The 22,236-nt window shown below is 60.4% G+C and carries 18 protein-coding genes; 13 read left to right on the forward strand and 5 right to left on the reverse strand.

Going from position 1 to position 22,236, the window contains the following annotated elements:
- Positions 1-47: 47 nt before the first annotated feature.
- The 3 genes from C1722_RS03640 to C1722_RS03650 form a co-directional block, all read right to left on the reverse strand.
- The gene (locus C1722_RS03640) at positions 48-734 is read right to left on the reverse strand and encodes a TorD/DmsD family molecular chaperone (RefSeq protein ID WP_102378036.1); all 687 of its coding nucleotides are present in this window, start codon (positions 732-734) and stop codon (positions 48-50) included.
- A 115-nt stretch (positions 735-849) separates the two neighbouring features.
- Positions 850-1,485, reverse strand: a complete 636-nt coding sequence (locus tag C1722_RS03645; protein ID WP_102378037.1) for a 4Fe-4S dicluster domain-containing protein — start codon at positions 1,483-1,485, stop codon at positions 850-852.
- A gap of 30 nt (positions 1,486-1,515) precedes the next feature.
- Positions 1,516-3,780 (reverse strand): molybdopterin-containing oxidoreductase family protein, encoded by a 2,265-nt coding sequence (locus tag C1722_RS03650; RefSeq protein ID WP_102378038.1) that lies wholly within the window; start codon positions 3,778-3,780, stop codon positions 1,516-1,518.
- Positions 3,781-3,958: 178 nt separating this feature from the next.
- On the opposite strand from C1722_RS03650, the gene C1722_RS03655 reads away from it, so the two are divergent.
- Positions 3,959-5,551, forward strand: coding sequence for a helix-turn-helix transcriptional regulator (locus C1722_RS03655; protein ID WP_102378039.1), 1,593 nt, complete (start codon positions 3,959-3,961; stop codon positions 5,549-5,551).
- A gap of 86 nt (positions 5,552-5,637) precedes the next feature.
- Here the strand turns inward: C1722_RS03655 and C1722_RS03660 are convergent, their stop codons facing one another.
- Entirely contained in the window at positions 5,638-6,525 is an 888-nt protein-coding gene (locus C1722_RS03660) for a proline iminopeptidase-family hydrolase (protein WP_102378040.1), read from the reverse strand.
- Positions 6,526-6,990: 465 nt separating this feature from the next.
- Here C1722_RS03660 and carA point away from each other — a divergent pair, with 465 nt between their 5' ends.
- The 12 genes from carA to holA all read left to right on the forward strand — a co-directional run bounded on the left by carA (position 6,991) and on the right by holA (position 21,191).
- The gene (gene carA, locus C1722_RS03665; protein WP_102378041.1) at positions 6,991-8,364 is read left to right on the forward strand and encodes a glutamine-hydrolyzing carbamoyl-phosphate synthase small subunit; all 1,374 of its coding nucleotides are present in this window, start codon (positions 6,991-6,993) and stop codon (positions 8,362-8,364) included.
- A gap of 2 nt (positions 8,365-8,366) precedes the next feature.
- The gene (carB, locus tag C1722_RS03670) at positions 8,367-11,591 is read left to right on the forward strand and encodes a carbamoyl-phosphate synthase large subunit (RefSeq protein ID WP_102378042.1); all 3,225 of its coding nucleotides are present in this window, start codon (positions 8,367-8,369) and stop codon (positions 11,589-11,591) included.
- Positions 11,592-11,982: 391 nt separating this feature from the next.
- Complete coding sequence (locus tag C1722_RS03675; protein ID WP_425319365.1) at positions 11,983-12,246, forward strand: ferredoxin reductase domain-containing protein; 264 nt, start codon at positions 11,983-11,985, stop codon at positions 12,244-12,246.
- Positions 12,216-13,115, forward strand: a complete 900-nt coding sequence (locus C1722_RS03680) for a dihydroorotate dehydrogenase (protein ID WP_102378043.1) — start codon at positions 12,216-12,218, stop codon at positions 13,113-13,115. Before C1722_RS03675 ends, C1722_RS03680 begins: the two co-directional genes overlap by 31 nt.
- Positions 13,109-13,834: an orotidine-5'-phosphate decarboxylase gene (gene pyrF / locus C1722_RS03685; RefSeq protein ID WP_102378044.1), complete on the forward strand. Its 726-nt coding sequence runs from the start codon at positions 13,109-13,111 to the stop codon at positions 13,832-13,834. Before C1722_RS03680 ends, pyrF begins: the two co-directional genes overlap by 7 nt.
- A 377-nt stretch (positions 13,835-14,211) precedes the next feature.
- The gene (mihF, locus tag C1722_RS03690; RefSeq protein ID WP_102378045.1) at positions 14,212-14,520 is read left to right on the forward strand and encodes an integration host factor, actinobacterial type; all 309 of its coding nucleotides are present in this window, start codon (positions 14,212-14,214) and stop codon (positions 14,518-14,520) included.
- Between the two features lie 10 nt (positions 14,521-14,530).
- Positions 14,531-15,097, forward strand: coding sequence for a guanylate kinase (gene gmk / locus C1722_RS03695; RefSeq protein WP_102378046.1), 567 nt, complete (start codon positions 14,531-14,533; stop codon positions 15,095-15,097).
- Between the two features lie 14 nt (positions 15,098-15,111).
- Positions 15,112-15,372 (forward strand): DNA-directed RNA polymerase subunit omega, encoded by a 261-nt coding sequence (locus tag C1722_RS03700; protein ID WP_102378047.1) that lies wholly within the window; start codon positions 15,112-15,114, stop codon positions 15,370-15,372.
- Positions 15,373-15,440: 68 nt separating this feature from the next.
- A complete protein-coding gene (thiI, locus tag C1722_RS03705; RefSeq protein ID WP_102378048.1) occupies positions 15,441-16,730 on the forward strand; it encodes a tRNA uracil 4-sulfurtransferase ThiI in 1,290 nt (429 codons plus the stop codon).
- A 388-nt stretch (positions 16,731-17,118) separates the two neighbouring features.
- Entirely contained in the window at positions 17,119-17,832 is a 714-nt protein-coding gene (locus C1722_RS03710; protein WP_102378049.1) for a ComEA family DNA-binding protein, read from the forward strand.
- Between the two features lie 80 nt (positions 17,833-17,912).
- Positions 17,913-20,210 (forward strand): ComEC/Rec2 family competence protein, encoded by a 2,298-nt coding sequence (locus tag C1722_RS03715; RefSeq protein WP_180995026.1) that lies wholly within the window; start codon positions 17,913-17,915, stop codon positions 20,208-20,210.
- Between the two features lie 9 nt (positions 20,211-20,219).
- Positions 20,220-21,191 (forward strand): DNA polymerase III subunit delta, encoded by a 972-nt coding sequence (gene holA, locus C1722_RS03720; protein WP_102378051.1) that lies wholly within the window; start codon positions 20,220-20,222, stop codon positions 21,189-21,191.
- A gap of 152 nt (positions 21,192-21,343) precedes the next feature.
- On the opposite strand, the gene rpsT is transcribed toward holA, so the two are convergent.
- Positions 21,344-21,838 carry a 30S ribosomal protein S20 gene (gene rpsT / locus C1722_RS03725; protein ID WP_102378052.1) on the reverse strand — a complete coding sequence of 165 codons (495 nt, stop codon included), beginning with the start codon at positions 21,836-21,838 and terminating at the stop codon, positions 21,344-21,346.
- Positions 21,839-22,236 lie beyond the last annotated feature (398 nt).

Genomic DNA, 22,236 nt, shown 5'->3' on the forward strand with positions numbered 1-22,236 from the left:
CGAGGACGCTTGCCGCCTCGACCCGTTGTGCTTTTCGGACGAGGGGTTTAAGCGGCCGCAGCGTCGGCTAAGAATTCATCGTCGAGGAAGAGAAATCCTTCGAGCATATAGGCGAATCCGCGATAGAAGTCCGTTCTGGCGAAGCGCCTTATATCGTTTGCCATAAGGGGAACCCAATTCATGAGGTGCGCGTCGAGGAAGTCTTTCTGCTTGATGAAGGCTTCTGCGCTCCCATCCGTTTTCAGGCAGAGGATTTGCATGAACTCCAGTTCGGTAGCAAGGTGGTCTTCGCCTTCTCCCCAAGAGGATCGCGTTTTGACCCCGTATGAAGCGTATATCCCCGCAACATCCTTACGTGCTTGTTGCATTATGAGCCTCTTGTCCGACGTATACACCGATTCGTACGGATATGCGGCTGAATGGCCATCTGTTCCATGCCCAATGAAAACGCGTGCGAAGTCGACGGCCAGCTCGGTCAGCCGATCGTTTTCGCATTCGTTTTCAGCGTTGACGTACGAACCGATAAGCTCAAGGCCTCTGCCTATGGCATCGTCGTTTCGCGGCGATTGATTTTGGAAGCGCTTCAGCTCGTCGAAGGTTGCGCGGTCTATCTCTTCTCGGCATAGCCGGGCGAGCAATCCGTATACGGCTGCTCGTTCGCATGAAAGCTCGGTGAAGGTGTTTTCATTGTCGCTGGATGCCGGGTTCGGACTCCGCCTGGTAAGACTCTCCATGATGTACTCCTTTCGCTTTCGCCCGCCCGCATCGGTGCTGCAATCTTGTGCTCGTCGAACGTGCGATTACGCGGCAGGCCGCCGGCTTTACGCCAGGCCGGCGGCCTGCCTTGCTTTACGAGGAAAAAACTTCGTCCAGATCGTTCTTGCCGCTGTAGAGGTAATAGACTGCGGGGATGGTGCCTTCCGATTCAAGGAGAGCCTTTCCCTGGGCTGCGAGCTTGGATACCTCTGAAGACTCGTCGTCAAGATCGCCGAAAACGCGGGCATCCGCTACGCAGGTCTTTACGCAGAGGGGCTCCTCACCGAGCGATCTGCGGTCGGCGCAGAACGTGCATTTTTCGGCTACGCCGACTTTGTGGGCGACGAAGTGGTGCGCTTCGTGTTCGGTCGGCCCCGCTTCCCCGTGATTGGAGTCAACGCTGTCGATAACGGTGCGTGCTCCGTATGGGCATGCGGTCTCGCATGAGCCGCATCCGATGCATTCGTCTGCATCTACCGTGACGATGCCGTCTTCGTCTATTTTCGTTGCACCGGTTGGACAGACCGCCATGCAGAGAGGTTTTTCGCACTGCATGCAGAGCGTGGGAAGATACGTTATTTCCAGATCGGGAAATGTTCCAGATGAGAATTCTTTGACATGGGACCAGCGATCGTCGGCGGGTAGGCCGCGAGACACTGCGCATCCGACGGAGCAGGCGTGGCAGCCGATGCACCGATCCAAATTGATGACCATTCCTAAACGAGCCATGAGATCAACTCCTTGCTTTGCTCGAAGACGTTATGCTTTTGCAACTTCCATGAGAAACGATGAGATATCGGGGGATTGGGAAATAGGGTCGCGTGCAACGTTGTCGACAAGCGCGTTCATGTTGCTGTCGGGCTTGTCCCACGGGTTGCCCCAGCCGCCGTCGACCCATGCAACGCCGGGTTTGACCCTCTCCGAAACGCGCAGGGTGAAATATGCTTCCCCGCGGTGGGAGAAGGCCTTTACGGCGTCTCCGTCTCTGAGGCTTCGCGCTTCGGCGTCGGCGGGGTTCAAACTCAGTTCAGGCTCGGGATGGTTTTCGAGCAGATAGGGGTTGTTGCGGTACTTGTAGTGCACGTAGTGAACGGTGCGCCGATTCGTTCCCACGAGAGGGTATTTTTCGGCTAGCTCGGGACTTCCCTCGGGCGTGCCGAATCCCGGAACGTAATTGGGCAAGGGGTCGTAACCGTTTTTCTCGAAGGGGATGTTGTAGAGAAGAACTTTTCCGTTCGGCGTGTCGAATCCAGGCTCGCCATCGGGGCGCAAACCGCCCGTTTCGTATTTGCGATACTCATGTGTCCCCACGATTTGAACCGGATTGTCTTGATAGTCAGCCAGGGTTAGGCCGCTCGGACTGAGTGCGTATTCGATGAACTCCTCATCGGTAGTCCAGGGATAGCCCTCGTCCATTCCCATAAAACGAGCGAGTTCGATCTCCATTGTGTAAGGGGTTTTACATTCGTGCAAGGGCTCGATTGCCGGTTGGCGAAGCGCGATGACGGCTCCTTTTTCAGAGGGATAGGTGCGGTAGTCGTACCGTTCCGCCCACGTTACGTCGGGAAGGACGATATCGGCGAGCTGTTGGCACGTTTCGGTCATGAAAATTTCGGTATAGCAAATGAAGTCGAGCGTTTTCAGCAAGTCGAGGTTGCGGTGATAATCGCCTTGGGCCATGATGGTGTTGGTGTGGTAGCCCATGAGACCGCGCGGCGTATAGGGGTCGCCCGTTTCAATGGCATCGAGCGCGCCGGGCAATCCGTTCAGAAACATTGGGTATCGTTTTGAGTTCACATTCACCGCATCGGCGGTAACCGTGGTTTTCATGCCCGTCGGATTACCATTTTCAACTGCGACGGGATGTCCGACCACCGTGGGGAAGCATACATTGCAGCCCTCTTTGTCGAGCTTTCCGCAAATGGCGCGCAGGCATCCGATCGAGCGGACCGCCTGCACGCAATTGCTGTGCAATGCGAGGCTGTTTCCTTCATGCAAGGCGGCTTTTTCGGTTGTTGCGTACAGTCGCGCCAGTTCGCGAATGGTGTCCGCCGGCACATCGGTGATGCCTTCGGCCCACTCGGGGGTGCACTGCTCGATGCACATCTTGTACTCGTCGAAACCATGGCACCACGTTTCGACGAAATCATGATCGTAGAGATCTTCGGAAATGATCACATTGGCCATGGCGTTTGCCAGAGCGCCGTCTGTTGAAGGTTTGATGGGGATGAACTGGTCGGCTTTTGCAGCCGTTTCCGTAAAGATGGGGTCGATGACGATGAGTTTTGCCCCTCGCTCTTTTGCGTCGAGAATGGGCGAAGCGTTGCCGTGCTTTTCATAGCACATGTAGGCACCGGGGCGAAGCGATGCGAAGGGATTGCCGCCCCAGCAGATGATGAGGTCGGTGTTGTTGTAGTCTTCTTCATCACGAAAACCGTAGGTGCTCTTGAGCGCGACAAGGCGTGGGACGAAGCACAGGTTCGGTGCGCCAACCATGTTATTGGTGCCGTACCGCGCATAGAATTCGCAGAACGCATTGCGGACGATGTTCTGTACGGGTGCGCCGTTAGTGTAGAGAAGCGTTTGTGCGCCGTGCTGGTCTTTGATTGCGGTCAGCTTTTCTCCGATGAAGGCGTACGCCTCATCCCAGCTGACGCGTTTCCAGTCGTTGCTTCCGCGTTCACCCACCCGTATCATGGGATATTTCAAGCGATCGGGCGAATAGACGACGTCGACGAACGCTTGGCCTTTCGGGCAGAGCGCACCCTGATTGAATGGATGGTCAGGATCGCCTTCGATCGACGCGATAACGCCATCCTGGATGTTGATGATTACTCCGCAGTCGTTATGGCAGTTGCCGCAAGTCGTGCGTATTTCGGTTATGGGCGACTCGGACGGCTTCGGCGCCTCGGTGCCTTCGCCCTTTTCCTCAAGCGTCTGGGGCGCGCATCCGGTAGCGCTCAATGCGGTTATTCCCGCGCAGGCGGCTGACAGTTTCAGAAAACTCCGGCGGTTCAGTTCCATGTTCCTCCTCCTTGTGGTTCGTGCTCGGCGGATTCGCCGCAGAGCTTGCCAGCAGTGTGCGCCGAGCGGAATGGCAAAGCTTCACCCCAACGGTGGTAGATGAATATTTCACCTCGGGGTGGCTCTCACCCCGGGCGCGGGTACAATAGGCGCAAGGAGGCAGTGCGATGGGAGGGAAATGGACAAGAGGATCAAGGTGAAGGTGGCGAGGTCCAGTGCGCGGTCGGTTGGGCTATGCGCCGGGCTCGGGTTGTTTTTCTGCTGGTTCTGGTCGGTTATGCAGAATCCCAATATTCCCGTACATCAGGGAGTCGAGAATCCCGGGCATGCGCTGTATTGGTCGCTCGTTCTGGCAAGTGCGACCCTCTCGTTTCTCGTTGTCTTGGTTTTGGCGAAAAGGGTGTCGGCGGGAGGAAGACGTCTCGTTGAAAGCAGGATAACGGTGGCGCTGCTGGCGGCCTATGCCGCAGTCTCCTACGTACCCAAATTGAGCGGGACGGAAACGCTTGGCAGCGAGTATGCTGAAATCGTAGTTGTCGGGGCGCTTGCCGCGTGGCTTTTCGTGCAATGGGGGTCGATCGTGGGGGACCTCGGCCCGCGAAAGCTTCTGAAGGTGTCGAGCGTATCGCTTCTCGTATCGTTTTCCCTAGCGGCTGTTCTCTACCAGTTCGAAACGAGCTTGGCGACGACGCTGCTATCGTTTCTGCCCTTTGCTTCGGCGGGCGCGGTGTTCGCCTGTCGTTTGTCGGGGTGGGAGGTTGATGCTGCGGAAAGCGAGGGCATCGTCGAACCGGGGCATTCGGGTGCATGGCATTTTTACGTTACCGTGCTTGTCCAAGGGATGGCCTTCGGGCTTCTCCATCTGCTCTACAGCACCATCGTGCTCGAGCAATGCGAAGATCCGTATTGTCCGTTGCGTTTTCTCAATACGTTCTTTCCCCTCGTGTCGGTTGAGGACTTTTATGGTCTGATGAGCATCTTCGGTGTCGCTTTGGCGGCTGGTATTGTTTTGTTGGGTACGAGCGTGCTGCGGCTGAACTTCCGCAAACTCATTTACGTGGTGGGGTTCCCTCTCATGGCGGTAGGGTTTTTGATTCTTGCCTCCGATACGGGGTTTCGGCTTACCGAAGTGGTAAGCCATGCGTCGGGTGTCAATTTTACTGCTGGAGAAGTGGTTTACATTGCTGGGTACTATTATGTTGTGGTTACAACGTGGGCCCTGTGCTCGTATCTGGTACGGATGAAGAAAGGCGATCGTGTGACGGTGTTCGCCCGATCGGGGCTTGCGCTCATATCCGGTCAGCTTCTCGGCTTCCTGTCGAGCATGGTGGTGGGGTTCGAGCATCTTTCGCGGGCCGATTTCTGCACGATGGCCATTTTTCTTCTCATGCTCGCGAGCTTGCTTATTGCGACCAACGATCGGCTGTGGAGCGATTGGGGCGGCGTTCGCCCCAACGAGACGGATCGCCCAAGCGCATTCAAGGTTGCCTGCGAAGCGGTGGCTCGACGGTACCGTCTCACCGAACGCGAGCGAGACGTGCTCGTGCTGCTCGCCCGTGGCCGCAACATGTCGTTTATCGCCGAAAGGCTCTGCGTGACCAAGGATACGGTGAAAACGCACTGCCGCAGTTTGTACAGAAAGCTCGAGGTTCACTCTCAGCAAGAGCTGATCGATAAAATCGAAGCGGAAATCGGTGTTGACAAGGATCAGAGGCTTTCTGACGGCCAGCGGGGTTCTGCGTTTCTCCGGAAAAAGACCCCGGGGCGATGACCGGCAGAAAAAAGGGCGCATCCCGAAGGAGCGCCCTTGAAGGATTGCGTATATGTGCCGAGAGCCTATTCGGAGCCTGCGGGAGGTTATTCGAAGCGGCTGATGAAATTCTCAACGGCGGTGAGGCATTCCTCGGGATGCGTGACGTTGGCGATATGCGGCGCACCTTGGATGAGCGTCCATTCGCAATTGGGGATGAGATCGACTCCCTCCTTGATGACGAGCGGAGTACCCTCGTCATCGGTGCCCGAAAGGGCCATGCACGGCACCTTGATGTTCTTTACCTCTTCGCGGATATCCCAATCTTTCATCTTGCCCGTGACAACGAACTCGCTTGCGCCCTGCATGATCATGTAGCACTCGCCCACGCCGTCGAACGAGGCCTGGATGAAATCGGGGTAGTCCTTCTCGTAGAGGCCCACAACGTGACGCTTGTAGTACTCGTCGTAGGCGGCTTTGGCTGCGGGCGTTTCGTAATCGCCGGTGCGCTCCGCTTCGGCGATGGCCTGCTGCATCTCCTCGGGCATGTATTTGATCAGGCGGTTTGCCTCGGAAAGCCACGTGGCGATGCGCACGGGGGAGGAGTTGATGACGAACGAATTCACGCCGGTATCGTCTTTCATCATGCAGAGCATGCCGAGCATGCCGCCCCATGAGTTGCCGAACAGGTGGATATCGTCGAGCCCGAGCGCCTCGCGGACGGCGTAGAACTCGTCGACCCACAGATCGTAGTTGTAGAAATCGTCGTCCTGATGGGGAATCATGGATTTCCCGCATCCGATTTGATCGTAGAACACCACCTGGCGCCCGTACTTGTCGGCCAGATCGGCATAGGTCAGAAGGTAGTTGTGGCAATCGCCGGGGCCGCCGTGCAGCACGAGCAGCGTTTTTTTGCCCGGGTCGTTTTCTCCAACGATCTTGCAATAGGTTTTGAAGCCCTTGAAGTCCACGTACTCTTCGCGAATCTTTGCCATGAAAGCTCCTCTCGATCGGATGGTTCGGTATGGACGGGCATCCGCAAGACAGGCGCTGCGCTTGCGCGGCCGGTGTCGGGCGGGATGTGTCTTCCTCCGCGAAAGTATGGGCGAATGGGTCAGATTTTGCAATGTACGGACTCGTTTCATCCGCTAGGGGGAGGGATTTAGGGCGGCCGCACACGTCATGCCGATGCGCTCGGCTCGGCGGGACGCCGAGTGTGCGGGCTGCGCGAGAGCCCCGGATTGCCGCTCGAATCTTAATTTTGCATAAAACTGTGCGAATACCTGTAAAAATTGCATTTCTGCTTATCGATACGCACGATAGGAGTATACTTACCCACGACCTTTAAGGGCGGTTCAGAGAGACCGACAAGGCGCGCACCACAACCTATGATGCATTCATGCGCCCGCGTCCCATGGGCGTTTTTTTATAGGCAGGGTGCCCGAACGGAAGGAAGCATTTTGAGTGAAATGAGCGAACGGTTGCTACGGGGGACCTCGAAGCCGTGCGGAGTACCGGCGTTGCTCGTCTTGGAAGACGGGGCAGTGTTTCGGGGCTCGTCATGTGCGGCCGACGGGGAGGTGTTCGGCGAGATATGCTTCAACACCTCGCTCGAAGGGTATCTCGAGGTGATCACCGACCCCTCGTACGCGGGTCAGATTATCACGATGACCTATCCCCAGATCGGCAATTACGGTGTGAACGTGCAGGATGCGCAGTCCGAAAAGCCGGCGCTGCGGGGCCTTGTGGTGCGCGACCTCTGCACGACGCCTTCGAACTGGCGTAGCACGAAGAGCCTGCCCGACTACCTGCGCGAGAAAAACGTCGTAGCCATCGAAGGCGTCGATACCCGCGCGCTCGTACGCCACGTTCGCGATCACGGCGCCCAGCGAGCCGTGCTCTCAACGCTCGACACCGACGAGGCGAGCTTGCTTGCGAAGGTTCGGGCGAGCGAATCGATCGTGGGTCTAAACCTTGCGGCCACCGTATCGTGCGAGAAGACCTACGAATTCGACGACCTTCCGGAAAGCCAGGCGTTCGCCGTGTCTTCCGCCAGCGAGCGTCGCCATAAGGTCGTGGCATACGACTGCGGGGCGAAGCGCTCCATTCTCGAGAACCTCCTGCGCGCAGGCTGCTCGGTTGTGGCGGTGCCGTGGGATACGCCCGCAGAAGAGGTGCTCGCCATGGATCCCGACGGCGTGTTCCTGTCGAACGGACCGGGCGACCCCGAAGCCGTTGAGGGGACGTACACGCAGGTTGAAAAACTATTGGGCAAAGTGCCTGTCTTCGGAATATGCCTCGGGCACCAGATGATATGCAAAGCAGCCGGCGCCGAGATCGAGAAGCTCAAATTCGGCCACCGCGGCGGTAACCATCCGGTTATGAACCTTTTGACGGGCCGCGTCGAGATAACCGCGCAGAACCACGGGTTCGGGCTTTTGTTCCCGAGCCTCGGCACCCTCGTGCCCGAGCTTTCGGGCGGGTTCAAAGGCCACGAAGAGGATCTGCGCTTCTGGGCGCGCTCGCGCATTGCGCCCGTCGTCCAGAACGAGAAGTTCGGCCGCATCCGACTTACGCACGTGAACCTCAACGACGGTACTGCCGAGGGCATCGCGCTTCTGGACATACCCGCTTTCTCGGTGCAGTACCATCCCGAGGCTTCACCCGGGCCCACCGACGCCCACTACCTTTTCACGGCGTTCGGGCGCCTCATGGACGGGCGCGACGACTACCTCGATATCGATATTGCGGCGGACCGTCTTGCAGGCTGGACGTTCGGCGACGTAACCGAGACAATCGAAGTGAAGCCGGCGATGACGGAAGGGGGGCGGTAGGCATGCCGAAGCGCGAAGACATCAAGACGATTCTCGTCATCGGTTCGGGTCCCATCGTCATCGGCCAGGCCTGCGAGTTCGATTATTCGGGAGCCCAGGCTTGCAAAGTGCTCAAATCCGATGGGTACCGGGTGGTTCTCGTCAACTCGAATCCGGCCACCATCATGACCGACCCGGGTCTTGCCGACCGTACCTATGTCGAGCCCATCACGCCCGAGTTCGTCGAGAAGGTCATCGAGAAAGAGCGGCCCGATGCGCTTCTGCCCACCCTCGGCGGGCAGACGGGCCTCAACGCGGCGGTCGATCTCGCCCGGTCGGGCGTGCTCGAGAAATACGACGTCGAGATGATCGGCTGCGACCTTGCGGCCATCGAGCGCGGCGAGGACCGCAAGCTCTTCAACGACTGCATGGCCGAACTCGGCATCGAGACGGCGCGGTCGGGATACGCCTATTCGATCGCCGATGCGGAATCGATCGTCGATACGCTCGGATATCCGGTTGTGCTGCGCCCCTCGTTCACGCTCGGCGGCGCCGGCGGCGGCATAGCCCACGACCGCGACGAACTCGTTGCCATCGTGGGGCAGGGCCTCGAGCTTTCCCCCGCGGGCGAGGTGCTCGTCGAGGAGAGCATCGAGGGCTGGAAGGAATTCGAGATGGAGGTCATGCGCGACCACGCCGGCAACGGCATCATCGTGTGCTCCATCGAGAACTTCGACGCCATGGGCGTGCACACGGGCGATTCGATTACGGTCGCTCCCGCGCAGACGCTTTCCGACGTCGAATACCAGCGCATGAGGGCGGCATCACTTGCCATCCTCGAGAAGATCGGCGTCGAGACGGGCGGTTCGAACGTGCAGTTCGCCGTCAATCCCGAAAACGGCCGCATGATCGTCATCGAGATGAATCCGCGCGTGTCGCGCTCCTCGGCGCTCGCCTCGAAGGCGACGGGATTTCCCATCGCCAAGGCCGCTGCGAAGCTGGCCGTCGGCTACACGCTCGACGAGATCGTGAACGACATCACGAAGGCCACCCCCGCGTGCTTCGAACCCTCCATCGACTACTGCGTGGTCAAGGTGCCGCGCTTCGCGTTCGAGAAGTTCCAGGGCACCGACGATACGCTGTCGACCCGCATGAAGGCGGTCGGCGAGATCATGAGCATCGGGCGCACGTTCGAGGAGGCGCTCGGCAAGGCCATGCGTTCGCTCGAGAACGGGCGCGCGGGCCTCAACGCCGACGGCAAGTGTCTCGAAATTCTCGACGAGGACGATTTCAGCGACCTCGTGGGCAGGCCCACGCAGGATCGCATCTTCTACATGGCCGAAGCGCTCAGGCGCGGATGGACGGTCGAGCAGGTGAGCGGGGCTACGGGCATCGATCCGTTCTTCGTCTCCCGCATGGCCGACATCGTGCGCGTTGAAGAGAACCTGCGGGGTGTGCACCTCGACGAGCTCGACGCCGACGCGTTTCGGGTGCTCAAGCGCATGGGACTCTCGGACGTGCAGATCGCGCATCTGACCGGATCCGACGAGACGACCGTGCGCACGTGCCGCAAGATGCTCGGCGTGAAGCCGGCGTTCAAGACCGTCGACACCTGCGCCGCCGAGTTCCCGAGTACGACCGCTTACCACTACAAGACCTACGATGCCGATGAGACCGAGGTTGCGCCCAAGACCAAACGGCGCGCCATGATCTTGGGCGCGGGGCCGAACCGCATCGGGCAGGGCATCGAGTTCGACTACTGCTGCGTGCACGCAAGCTACGCGCTTCACGAAGCCGGGTTCGAAACCATCATGGTGAACTGCAATCCCGAAACGGTTTCGACCGACTACGATACGTCCGACAAACTCTACTTCGAGCCGCTCACGTTCGAGGACGTCATGGACATCGTCGACGTCGAACAGCCCGACGGCGTGGTCGTCACGCTCGGCGGCCAGACGCCGCTGAAGCTCGCCAACGCGCTCGCCGATGCGGGCGTGCCCATCATGGGAACGAGCCCTGAGGCGATCGACCTCGCCGAGGACCGCGACCGCTTCGCGGCGATCCTCGACGAGCTGTCGATCACGTATCCGGCTGCGGGTATGGCCTCCACGTTCGAAGAGGCCTGCACGGTTGCCGACCAGATCGGTTTCCCGCTGCTCGTGCGCCCGAGCTATGTGCTCGGCGGGCGCGGTATGGCCATCGTCTACGACGGCGCCCAGCTCGAGAAGTACATGGCCGAGGCCGCCAAGATCTCGCCCGACCACCCGGTGTACCTCGACCGGTTCCTCGAGGGCGCGGTGGAAGTCGACCTCGATGCACTTTGCGATGGCGAGCGGGTGTACGTGGGCGGCGTGCTCGAGCACATCGAGATGGCGGGCATCCACTCGGGCGATTCCGCCTGCTGTACGCCTCCGTTCGCGCTCTCGGAGGCCGTTCAGGACCAGTTGCGCTCGATTGCGCGCCGTCTTGCGCTGCGCCTAGGCGTCGTCGGCCTCATCAACATACAGTTCGCCATCAAGGATCAGGTCATCTACGTGATCGAAGCGAACCCGAGGGCGAGCCGCACCGTGCCGTTCACCTCGAAGGCCACCGGCGTGCCGCTCGCCAAGCTCGCCGCGCGCATCATGGCGGGCGAGAAGATCGCGGACTTGGGCCTGCCGCCCGACGATCGCCGCCTCGAGCACTTCAGCGTGAAGGAAGCGGTCATGCCGTTCGGCCGGTTCCCGGGCGCCGATACGGTGCTCGGCCCCGAGATGAAGTCTACCGGCGAGGTCATGGGCATCGCCCGCAACTTCCCGGTCGCGTTCGCAAAGACCCAGCTGGCCATCAGCTACGCGCTGCCCGAAGGCGGCACCGTGTTCATCAGCGTGTGCGACCGCGACAAGCGCTCCATCGTTTCGATCGCGCGCGACATCGTGCGCCTCGGCTTCAAGGTGGTCGCCACGGGCGGCACCGCGCGTGCGCTTCGGGCCGCGGGTGTCGAGTGCGAGGAAGTGAAGAAGATCCACGAGGGCGAGCCCAACGTGAGCGATCTTATCGCCAACGGCGAGATATCCCTTATGATCAACACCCCGTTCGGCCACGCGACGCGCGCCGACGGCTACGAGCTGCGCCTCGAGGCCGTCAAGCACGGCATCACCCAGGTGACGAACCTGGCCGGCGCGCAGGCTATGGTGACCGGCATGGAGGTGTCCCGCGCCGACGGTCTCGACATCGTCGCGCTGCAGGATCTTCCTCAATGGGATTAAAAGGCGAGCGCTGCGGGCGCACGCGTCGTAGCGGCTTGATTCGCGTACTGAAGGAGCTCGGACCCTCGGGGGCGGGCTCCTTCGGCGTATACGGGCGGCCGCGCTGCTGCATCGATTTCGCGGACGGTTCGATCCTCTCTTGGCGGCGCCCGGCCGTCTTGTCGAACAGGCTGCTGCGAGGACGATTTTACGGCGCGTGCATCCGTTTGGGTCTTTTCTTTGATGCTGCGGCTTGTCGAACGCCCGCTCGTTTATCGTGATGCTACAATTGGAAAGATAAGTGATCTTCGCCGCTGTGCGCTGGCGGTTGGATGGAAGGATGTCCGTGGCTCTCATCAACGAACGGGTGCGCATTCTCGAAAACGAATGCGTCGGTCCGAACCTGTATGTCATGATCCTGGAGTCGCCGGGAATTGCGCAATGCATCGAACCGGGGCAGTTCGTGCATATGAAGATCCCGGGAATGGAGGCGCACATCATGCGGCGTCCGTTCTCGGTCTATGCACGCGATGCGAAAGCCGGAACCGTAGAGATCCTCTATCAGGCGGTGGGGGCGGGCAGCGAGCGCATGACCCGGCTGACGGAAGGCGACGAGGGCGCTGAGCTCATCGGGCCCGTCGGGNTATGGGCGTCAACCTCGGCGGCCTCGCGATGAAAAACCCGGTCACCGTTGCGTCGGGAACGTTTGCCGCAGGCCGCGAATACGGCGATTTCGTCGATGTCGCCGCACTCGGAGCCGTTACGACAAAAGGCGTGTCCCTCAACGGCTGGGAGGGCAATGCCAGTCCGCGCATAGCGGAGACCCCTTCGGGCATGCTCAACTCGATCGGATTGCAGAATCCGGGTGTCGGGCATCTCAAGGAGTGCGATCTGCCGTGGCTGGCAGATCGGGGAGCTACGGTTATCGTAAACGTCTCGGGGCATAGCTTCGACGAGTACGTGCAGGTTATCGAAGCCCTTGAAGGCGCTTCGGTCGATGCGTACGAAGTGAACATATCGTGTCCGAACGTGGACGCTGGCGGCATGACCATCGGATGCGAGACGGCGAGCGTCGAAGCGGTCGTATCGCGCTGCCGTAAAGCCACCCAGCGACCCCTCGTCGTCAAGCTTACGCCCAACGTAACCGACATCACCGAGATCGCCCGCGCCGCCGAGGCGTCGGGAGCCGATGCGCTCTCGCTCATCAACACCGTACTCGGGATGGCCATCGACGCACGTACGAGGCGACCTCGGCTCGCCCGTGTCGTCGGGGGGCTTTCGGGGCCTGCGATCAAGCCGATTGCGCTACGTATGGTGTACGAGACCCATCGTGCCGTGAGCATTCCCTTGCTCGGAATGGGAGGCATCTCAACCGGAACCGATGCGATCGAGTTCATGCTGGCAGGCGCGACGGCGGTGGCGGTCGGTACGGCGAATTTCATGAACCCGACCGCGACGCTCGATGTTCTCGCCGGCATGGAGTATTATTGCGAACAACAGGGTGTAGAGAGCATTACCGAATTGATAGGAGCACTGCAGTGTTAAGTTCGTTCGAAAGCATTCCGACACGCGAGCGGGTTATCGTCGCGCTCGACTGCGGAATCGATGAGGCGTTCGACCTTGCGGATAAGCTACAGGGCAAGGCGACGTGGCTCAAGGTGGGCATGACGCTGTTCTACGCGAACGGCCCCGCAATCGTCTACGCGCTCAAAGAGCGCGGATTCAAGGTGTTTCTCGACTTGAAGTTCCACGATATTCCCCATCAGGTGGAAGGTGCAGCGGCGTCGGCGACGGGCAATGGTGCCGACATGCTCACGATGCACACCGTGGGAGGCGTCGACATGATGAGTGCCGCCCAGAAGGGTGCCGAGCGGGCGGCCGAAGAGTACGGGTTCGAGGTTCCGGTGACTTTGGGCATTACCGTGCTTACGAGCATGAACGAGGAAGGTCTCCGCGAAATCGGCGTGAGCCGTTCGGTTGCCGATCAGGTTGCCGTGCTTGCCGAACAGGCGAAGATCGCAGGGATCTCCGGCGTGGTCGCTTCGCCGCAGGAGGCTGCGGAGCTGCGGGAGCTTCTCGGACCCGACGCGTATATCGTTACCCCCGGGGTTCGTCCTGCCGGTTCGGAGAGGGGCGATCAAAGCCGCGTGGCGACGCCGGCAGAGGCGTTTGCCGCCGGCGCTTCGCATATCGTTATCGGCCGCCCGATCACCCAAGCCGACGATCCGGCTGCCGCATTCGAGCGTATCGTCGCAGAGCTTTAAGGCGGGCGGTGCGGGCGCATCGACGCCGCAAATTCGCATGGATCAGAACAGATGTTTCACGTGAAACATCTGTTCGTGTTTTTCTGAAAGCGAAAGCGATGACGGGCGGTTTCGGCTGCTTTCCCGGTTTCGTTGCAATCATTGGTTGACCCTGGGAAGATTCTTGCTGAAAATATGAAGTTAATACGTTAGATTTACCTGATGTACAGGGGATAATGTAACGGTTGAGCGACGAAAGCAGCCCATATGCAGCCGTATTCCTAAAATACTGTGCTGTAGCGCTGAATTTTTAAGAAAAACAGGCGTTTTGCCATGCATAATTCCTGATTGCGTGCTACTATCTCGAAATTGCTTTTGGAGAAGAAGGAGAGAACATTATGGCTATCCCTCAGCTTACCCCCGAAGAGCGCCAAGCTGCTTTGGAGAAGGCAAAGGCTGCTCGCATCAAGCGCGCTCAGGTTCGTGATGATTTGAAGTCCGGAAAGCTCACCCTCGAGAAGGTTCTCGGGATGAAAGACGATCCGGTCGTCGGTCGCATGAAGGTCTCCACTCTCATCGAGACCATGCCTGGGTACGGTAAGGCAAAGGCAGAGAAGATCATGAAGGAGCTTCAGATCGCCGAAAGCCGCCGTCTTCGCGGCCTGGGCGAGCGTCAGCAGGCTGCCCTGCTGGAGCGTCTCGGCTAAACCGCGTCGCATGCGCCACGGCAATCTATTTGTCATATCTGGGCCATCAGGTGCCGGCAAAGGCACGCTGGTGGCCCGTCTTTTGGACGCAGTCGAAGACGCCTGGGTGTCGGTATCGGTGACCACGCGGTCGCCCCGGCCCGGCGAGATCGACGGCGTACATTACTTTTTCGCATCCGACGAGGAGTTCGACGGGCTCGTAGCCGAAAACGGGCTGCTCGAGTGGGCGAACGTTCACGGGTGCCGATACGGGACTCCGCGTAAGACGGTAGGGGAGCATGTGGCCCGAGGAGAGCAGGTCATTCTCGAGATCGACGTGCAGGGCGCCTTTCAGGTGCGCGCCTCGATGCCCGAAGCGCACCTCATCTTCATCGAGCCGCCCTCGCTTGAAGTCCTCGAAGCGCGGCTTCGGGGGCGAGGAACCGAATCGGAAGATGTGATCGAAAAGAGAATGAAAACCGCGCTTCTGGAGCTTTCCCAGAAAATGGAGTATGATATACGGCTGGTAAACGACGACCTCGATGCGGCGACTTCTGAACTGATCGCCTACATCGACGAACAAGCCGAATCGAACTGAAGGATTACAGGTATATGAGCATCATCGAACCGAAGATCGACCAGCTTCTCAACAGGACCGATAACGATCGTTTTCTCCTGTGCTCGCTCGCATCGAAGCGCGCGCACGATATCAACGACATGATGCGCGGCCAGCGCGATCGCGCGATTCAGCTGCAGACCGCCGTCGAGATCGCCCGTGCGGCCGACAAAAAGCCGCTCAGCTTGGCATTTAACGAGATCGCACGGGGAGAGGTCTCCTACGATCCCGAGTCGATCGACATCAAGAACCACTAACCGATACCGAATAGCAACCGTGATAATCCCCTCGGGCGGCCGCTTTGCGAGCCTCAGGGGATTTCGGTATGTTTTGGGGCTTCCCAATCGTTCGGAAGCCATCCGACTGCACCGCGCGAAAGGGTCCGACCGTGTTTCAGCGAATATGCCTCGTCCATTACCATGAAATCGGCCTTAAAGGCCACAATCGCAGCTCGTTCGAACTGAGGTTGCTCAAGAACGTCGAAGCGATGCTCGAAGGTTATCCGGTTGTGACCGTCCGCAAGATCTCGGGCCGCGTATGCGTTTTCATTCGGGAGGAGACCGACTACGCGGTTGCCTGCGAAATCGCCGATAAGCTCGCCTGTGTGCCGGGCGTGGCGCGTGTTTCGAGCGGATACAAGACGGAGCGCGATATCGAGGAGATAGGACGTGCCGCAGTCGACGCCATGAGCGAAGCGGGCGAGTTCGAGAGCTTCAAGGTTGCGGCGCGGCGAAGCCATACCGATTTCGAAATCGATTCCATGCAGATGAACCAGCTCGTCGGATCGCTTCTATGCGACGCGTTCCCCGAAAAAAAGGTCAAGATGAAGGATCCCGACCTCAAGGTATGCGTCGAGGTCGTGCAGAGTTCGGCGTACGTGTACGCTCGGAGCGTTCCCGGCGTCGGCGGCCTGCCCGTAGGCAGCAGCGGGCGCGTTATGTGCCTGCTTTCTTCCGGCATCGATTCGCCCGTTGCAACGTGGAGGTTGGCCCGAAGGGGAGCGGTCTGCATCGGCGTTCATTTTTCAGGAAGGCCGCAGACCTCTTCGACGAGCGAGTACCTGGTCGACGACATCGCCCATGTGCTCGAGAGAACGGGATGCATCGCCCGCGTGTACGTCGTGCCCTTCGGCGATTATCAGCGAGAGATTGCCGGGTCGGTGCCGCCCGGGCTTCGCGTTATCATGTACCGCAGGCTCATGTTCAAGGTCGCGCAGGCGCTTGCGGCGCGCGAGAAGGCCGGCGCCCTCGTGACGGGCGAAAGCTTGGGGCAGGTGGCATCGCAGACCCTCGAGAACATCGGGGCAACCGATGCAGCGGTGAGCATGCCCGTGTTCAGGCCCCTTATCGGTACCGATAAGCAGGAGATTATCGCCCAGGCGCAAAAGCTCGGTACCTTCGAAATCTCGTCGCAGGATGCCCCCGACTGCTGCACGCTGTTCATGCCCCGTAGCCCGGAAACGCATGCGAAGCTCGCCTGCGTGCTCGAAGCGGAAGCGCCGCTTCCGATCGACGAATGGGTGGCCGAGATAGTCGAGCATGCCGAGGTGCGCGATTACCGCTGCCCCGCTTACAAGCCGCCGAAAACGCGTGCTGCAAAAGGGGGATCCCGCTAAACCTCGCTGTTCGAAAGCGCATACAACGAGAACCGCAGCGCCCTTTGCGAGCTCTGCGGTTCTCGCTTCTGCCCAAAGCACCCGTCTCATGCCGCATGCGTGAGCGCAGCGCTTGTCCGTGCAACGCAGGGTCGTGTGCTGCATACGGGATTCGCATCGCTCGGGGCGTACGGATGCGTAAGGCCTGCATCCCGGATACCGCTTGACGGGGTAGCATCCGCATCGCTGAGATCCCGCATCGTGTCGCGCTGCGCCGCAGATCCCGTGTAGGCTGCGTTGGAATCATGGAGAACCGAAGCTGCAATCGGGCAAGGGTACGGTGCAGGCGGGGGCGCCGATCTGCGCAATGCACCTGCTATGCTTTCGCCAGAGGAAGCTGGGAGGTGCTATGCCGTTCGTTGAAAGCGCCGAAACGTTGCGCGCGAAGCTCCATATGACCGATGCGAAAACATCGTCGCTGGTGGGAGTCTGCATTGCGGTCGTCATCGTCATCGCGCTCTTGGTCCAGGGCGTGTTCGGCATCGTTTCGGGAGGCGCGTTCGAGGTGGTCAAGGCCGACGAACAAGCTGGGGAAAGCGGAGCGGGGGCCGCTGGCGAAGAGGCGGGTGAAAAAGAGAATGCCGAAGCCCTCGATCTGTATGTGCATGTTGCGGGTGCGGTGGAGCAGCCTGGGATGTATGCGTTGTCGGAAGGCTCGCGGGTCCAAGACGCCATCGATGCTGCGGGCGGGTACGCCGACGATGCGGCCGAGTCATCGCTCAACCTTGCACGTCCCGTGTCGGATGGCGAAAAGATCCAGGTTCCGACTGCCGAGGAGGTCCAAGACGCCGATGCGGCCGCATCGGCCAACGGAGGCGCGGGGGCAAAGGCCGGAAACGCGTCGTTGTCGGACGGATCGGTTGTCGGGGGAAAGGTGAACATCAACGCAGCCGACGCGTCGAAGCTCGACGAGCTGCCGGGCATCGGCAAGGCAACCGCCGAGAAGATCGTCGCCGATCGGGAGGCGAACGGCCCGTTTGCGACTGCCGCCGATATCCAGCGCGTATCGGGCATCGGCGCGAAGAAATACGAACAGCTCGAAGACCTCATCTGCGTCGGATGAGCGAAAGAGCGAAAGCCGAGCGACTCGGGCGGACGTTGGGAAGCGTCGATGCGCGAACACCGCGCATGTCGATGCCGCCTATGGCCCTTCTCGCGGTTTCGTGGTGGGCCGCATCCGCGATCTCGTTCACGGCAGCGCAGGGCGCATCGGCGCATGCATGCGCTATCGGGGCGGCATTCGGTGCAGGCTTCGCTGCCTTGAGCTCGCTTGCGCTCATCGCGGCGCGCAAGCGGAAAACGGCGCGAGCGCTCTTGCTTTTAGTGCTCGGATGCATGGTGGGCGTTTCGTGCGGGCTGCTCCGCTGCGCGGAGCTGGACAAGCAGGCAAACGATCTGCAATCGCTGCCTTTGGAAACGTACCGGCTCGAGTTGGCCTCCGATGCGCGGGAAGGCGATTTCGGTTGCACTTGCGTTGCGGACCTGCGTATGCCCGACGGCGGATCGGTGGCGGTGAGTTTGCGCTATCCGACCGAATACGGACTGCTGCGCTACGGTGCCGTGTACGATGTACGTGCGCGGTTCTCGGAGCTATCCGAGGGATCGAAGGCGTATTATCACGGGTTCGGGGTGGCGGCCGCTGCAACGGCGGACGAGCTGGTGCGCGTCGAGGCCGGTGGGCTTAAGGATATCCTGGTTGCGTTTCGGGAATCCGCTCTCGCCCTGTTCGACGGATACCGCGGGCAGGGCGCAGCGTTTCTGCGGGCCGTTCTTCTCGGCGATCGCAGCGAACTCGACTCTTCGGGGCTTTATCGGCAGGTGAAGGCGGTCGGCCTGGCTCATGTCGTTGCCGTTTCGGGAGCCCACCTCTCCATTGTGTGCATGCTGCTGGGGGTTTTCCTCATGGCGATGCGCGTGCCGAAGCGTGCGGTTGCTGTCGTGCAGGCGGTGTTCGTTCTCGCGTACCTCGTTTGCACGGGGATGCCCGTCTCGGGGGTGAGGGCTGCGATCATGACGGCCGTTTCCCTGTCCTCTGTCTATGCGCGCCGACGGTCGTCGGGCCTTGCGGCGCTTGCGGTGTGCGCATGCTTCATGCTGGCGTTGTCCGCCGAGGTATCCGTATCGGTTTCGTTCGCGCTGTCGGTGCTGTCGACCGCCGGCATCATCGTGTTCGGACCTCTGGCTCGCGACTGGTACCTCGCGGCAACCGGGGCCCGCGCCCATGCGCTATGCGATTGCGTTGCGCTTACCGTTTCCTCGGGCGCGCTCACCATGCCCCTCTCCGCCTCGATTTTCGCGCAGCTGCCCCTCGTCTCTCCTCTGGCGAATCTGTACGTCTTGCCGTTCTTCGCGCTTTTCTGCGGGGGAGGCCTCGTCGTAATCGCAGTCTGCTGCGCTTTGCCCGATGCCTGCAGCTGGCTGCTCGATGCCCTCGTCGGCGCGGCGCAGGGATTCTGCGAGGGCATAGGCGTCATGGCCGATATGCCGGTCGCATCGATTCCCTGCGACCTGCCGCTTGGGTGGGCGCTCGCGATAAGCGGCGTGACGGCTGCGCTTGCATGGTTGCTGTGGCCGCGTCCGCCGACGAGGCGGACGGTTGCGCTTATTGCGGCGCTCGGCGTGCTGGCTGCCGCGATCGGGGGAGTCGCATTCGGGAACCGTGCGACGGAGGTGGTTATGCTCGACGTAGGACAAGGGGACGCCTTCGTCGTGCGCAGCGAGGGCCGCGCCGTGCTTGTGGATACCGGCAATCGGGATACCGAGCTTTTGGCGGCTTTGGCGCGCAACGGCGTGCTCTCGCTCGACGCTGTCGTGATCAGCCATCCCGACGACGACCATTGCGCATCGCTTGCCGCGCTCGACGGCGTTATTCGCGTCGGGTGCGTGTTCGTTGCCGACGATCTCCTCGAATGCGCGTGCGCCTCGTGCTCGAAGCTGAGAGCGGCAGCCGGCGCGCTCGCGGGCTCTGAGGGGGTAAGGGGGCTTTCGGTGGGGGACGAGCTTCGCATCGGCGCGATTGCGCTTCGCGTTATCTGGCCCGACGCCTTCGTCGACGACGGGGGCAACGCCGATAGCCTGTGCTTGCTCATGGCGGTCGATGAAGACCGAGACGAAAGGAGCGAGTGGACGGGTTTGTTCTGCGGAGATGCCGAAGACGCGCAGCTCGACGAAATGATAGCTGCGGGGCGGCTCGGGAAGGTCGACCTGTACAAAGTCGGCCATCACGGCTCGAAAGCCGCGATCGATGCGGAAACGGCTTCGGTGCTCTCGCCCTCGGTCTCGCTTGTGAGCGCGGGGGCGCGCAACCGCTACGGCCACCCGGCAGCACAAACGCTATTTGTACTTGAGGGCGAGGGGAGCGCCGTGTACCGAACCGATGTTGCGGGGGATGTTGTGTGCAGAATGAAATCGGATGCGCTCGAGGTGGAGACGCTACGCTAAAATAGCCGTATGACTACTGAAAAGAAAGATGTACTGCTGCCCGCCTACCTTGTGAACGGGGAAGACGAACTCAAGCGCGAGGCGGTCCTCAAACGGCTCAAGGCGAGGATCGCCAAGCTCGGCGATCTTTCGTTCAACTCGGATACGTTCGATGGCGAACGCGCAACGGGGGCCGACATCGTGGCGGCATGCAACACGATGCCGTTTGCCAGCGAGGCGCGTCTGGTGCTCGTGACTTCGGCGGACAAGCTCAAGAAGGCCGATGCCGAAGCGCTTGTCGCATACCTCGCATCGCCGTTTGCTTCGACGGTGTTGGCGCTTGTCACCGATAAGCTCGCGAAGAACACCCGGCTCTACAAGGCGATGGCGGCGCTCGGTAAAACCGCTATCATCGATTGCGCGCCCCTTAAACGCTACGAGCTTCCGAAAACCGTTCGTTCGCTCGCGGTCGGGCACGGCGTTACCATCACCGAAGGCGCTGCCAACAAGCTTATCGAACTGGTTGGCGAAAACACCGTGCATCTCGATAGCGAACTGAAGAAGATCGCGCTGTCCCATCGGGGCAACGATGCGGTTAACGAGCACGAGATCGCATCGCTCGTCAGCCGAACCGCCGAGATCAAGCCGTGGGAATTCGTCGATGCTTTCGCGGCACGCAACCAGACGAAGTGCATAATGTGCCTTCAGCGCATGGAATCCGCTTCGCCCCACGCTCTGCTCGCCATGTGCGTTACGCGGCTGCGCGAGCTCATATGCGCGCGCTCCTTGGAGGCCCGCGGTGCCGAGCGGAGCCTCGCCGCAACGCTCAAGATGCCCGATTGGCGCGTGAAGAACCACGTGGCATGGGCTCGGTCGTATACGGCCGAAGAGTTGCGCGGGGCCCTTATCGGAGCCCGGGATACCGAGCGTGCCATGAAGAGCGGCACCGACCCCAACGACGCGTTCCTCGATTGGGTGCTTGCCGTAACAAGACGCGGCTAGACGCTTGGCCCGCAACGGCGATCGTCGGTGGGCGCCAGCGCTCGTCATCGCGTGTTGGCGGAGCTCGAATACGGCAACCATGAGAAAAGGCCCTTTCGGGCCTTTTCTCACTTGATATGCGGACGAACCCGAATGGTTCGATCATGCGTTAGTTATTCGGCAGCCTCTTCGGAGGACTCTGCGGCAGCCGCAGCTTCGGCTTCGGCCTTCTTCTTCGCGGCGGCCTTCTGGGCCTTCTCGGTCTCGGCGCGACGCTTCGCCTTCTCCTTTGCAGCAGCCTCTAGAGCCTTCTTCTTCTCGGCTTTCGCGGCGGCCTTCTTGGATCCGCCCTTGACTTCGGCCTTCTTCTTCTCGACCGGCTTGTAGGCAGCGATGTCCTCGGGGGTTACAACCGTGTTCGCCAGAAGCATGATGCCGCTCTTACGGTTTGCGGCCTGGCGCTTATGGATGACGCCCTTGGAGACGGCCTTGTCCATCAGACGGCAAGCAGCGAGGGCTGCAGCATAGGCCTCGGCGCCGTTGCCTGCGGCGACAGCGTCCTGGACTGCGCGGGTAGCGGTTTTGAGTTCGGAGCGGACAGAGCGGTTGCGCAGGCGAGCCTTCTCGTTGGTCTTGATGCGCTTCTTCTGACTTTTGATGTTAGCCATGTAGGTAGTTCCTCCAATGAATCACGAGCTTGTATCTTGCGAAATCAATCGACTTCCTGTATCCAGCGTTCCGATCGCGGGGCTTCTGCCGCGTGCGATCGCCGATATTGCCGATTGCCTCGCAAAAGGATCCGAAAACGGATCATGCCCATGCATGAAAGCGCATGCCCAACCTGCGATGCGTGAGAAACGGCGGGATTTTCACGTTTCTCGGACCAATCGGTCAACCAGCGAGACGAATCCTCAATGCAGCCACGTCTGCGGATTCGGCGGTATCGGTTACCGCGCGAACGTATCGCTGAATACACAATGAGATAGAATAGCAAACGTTCAGGGCGTTTCGGGGGAGAATTTACCGAAACTACGCATTTCCGCCCGATCGTCGGAAAGCCGATGGA

The sequence above is a fragment of the Raoultibacter timonensis genome (assembly GCF_900240215.1).
Classification (GTDB): Bacteria; Actinomycetota; Coriobacteriia; order Coriobacteriales; family Eggerthellaceae; genus Raoultibacter; species Raoultibacter timonensis.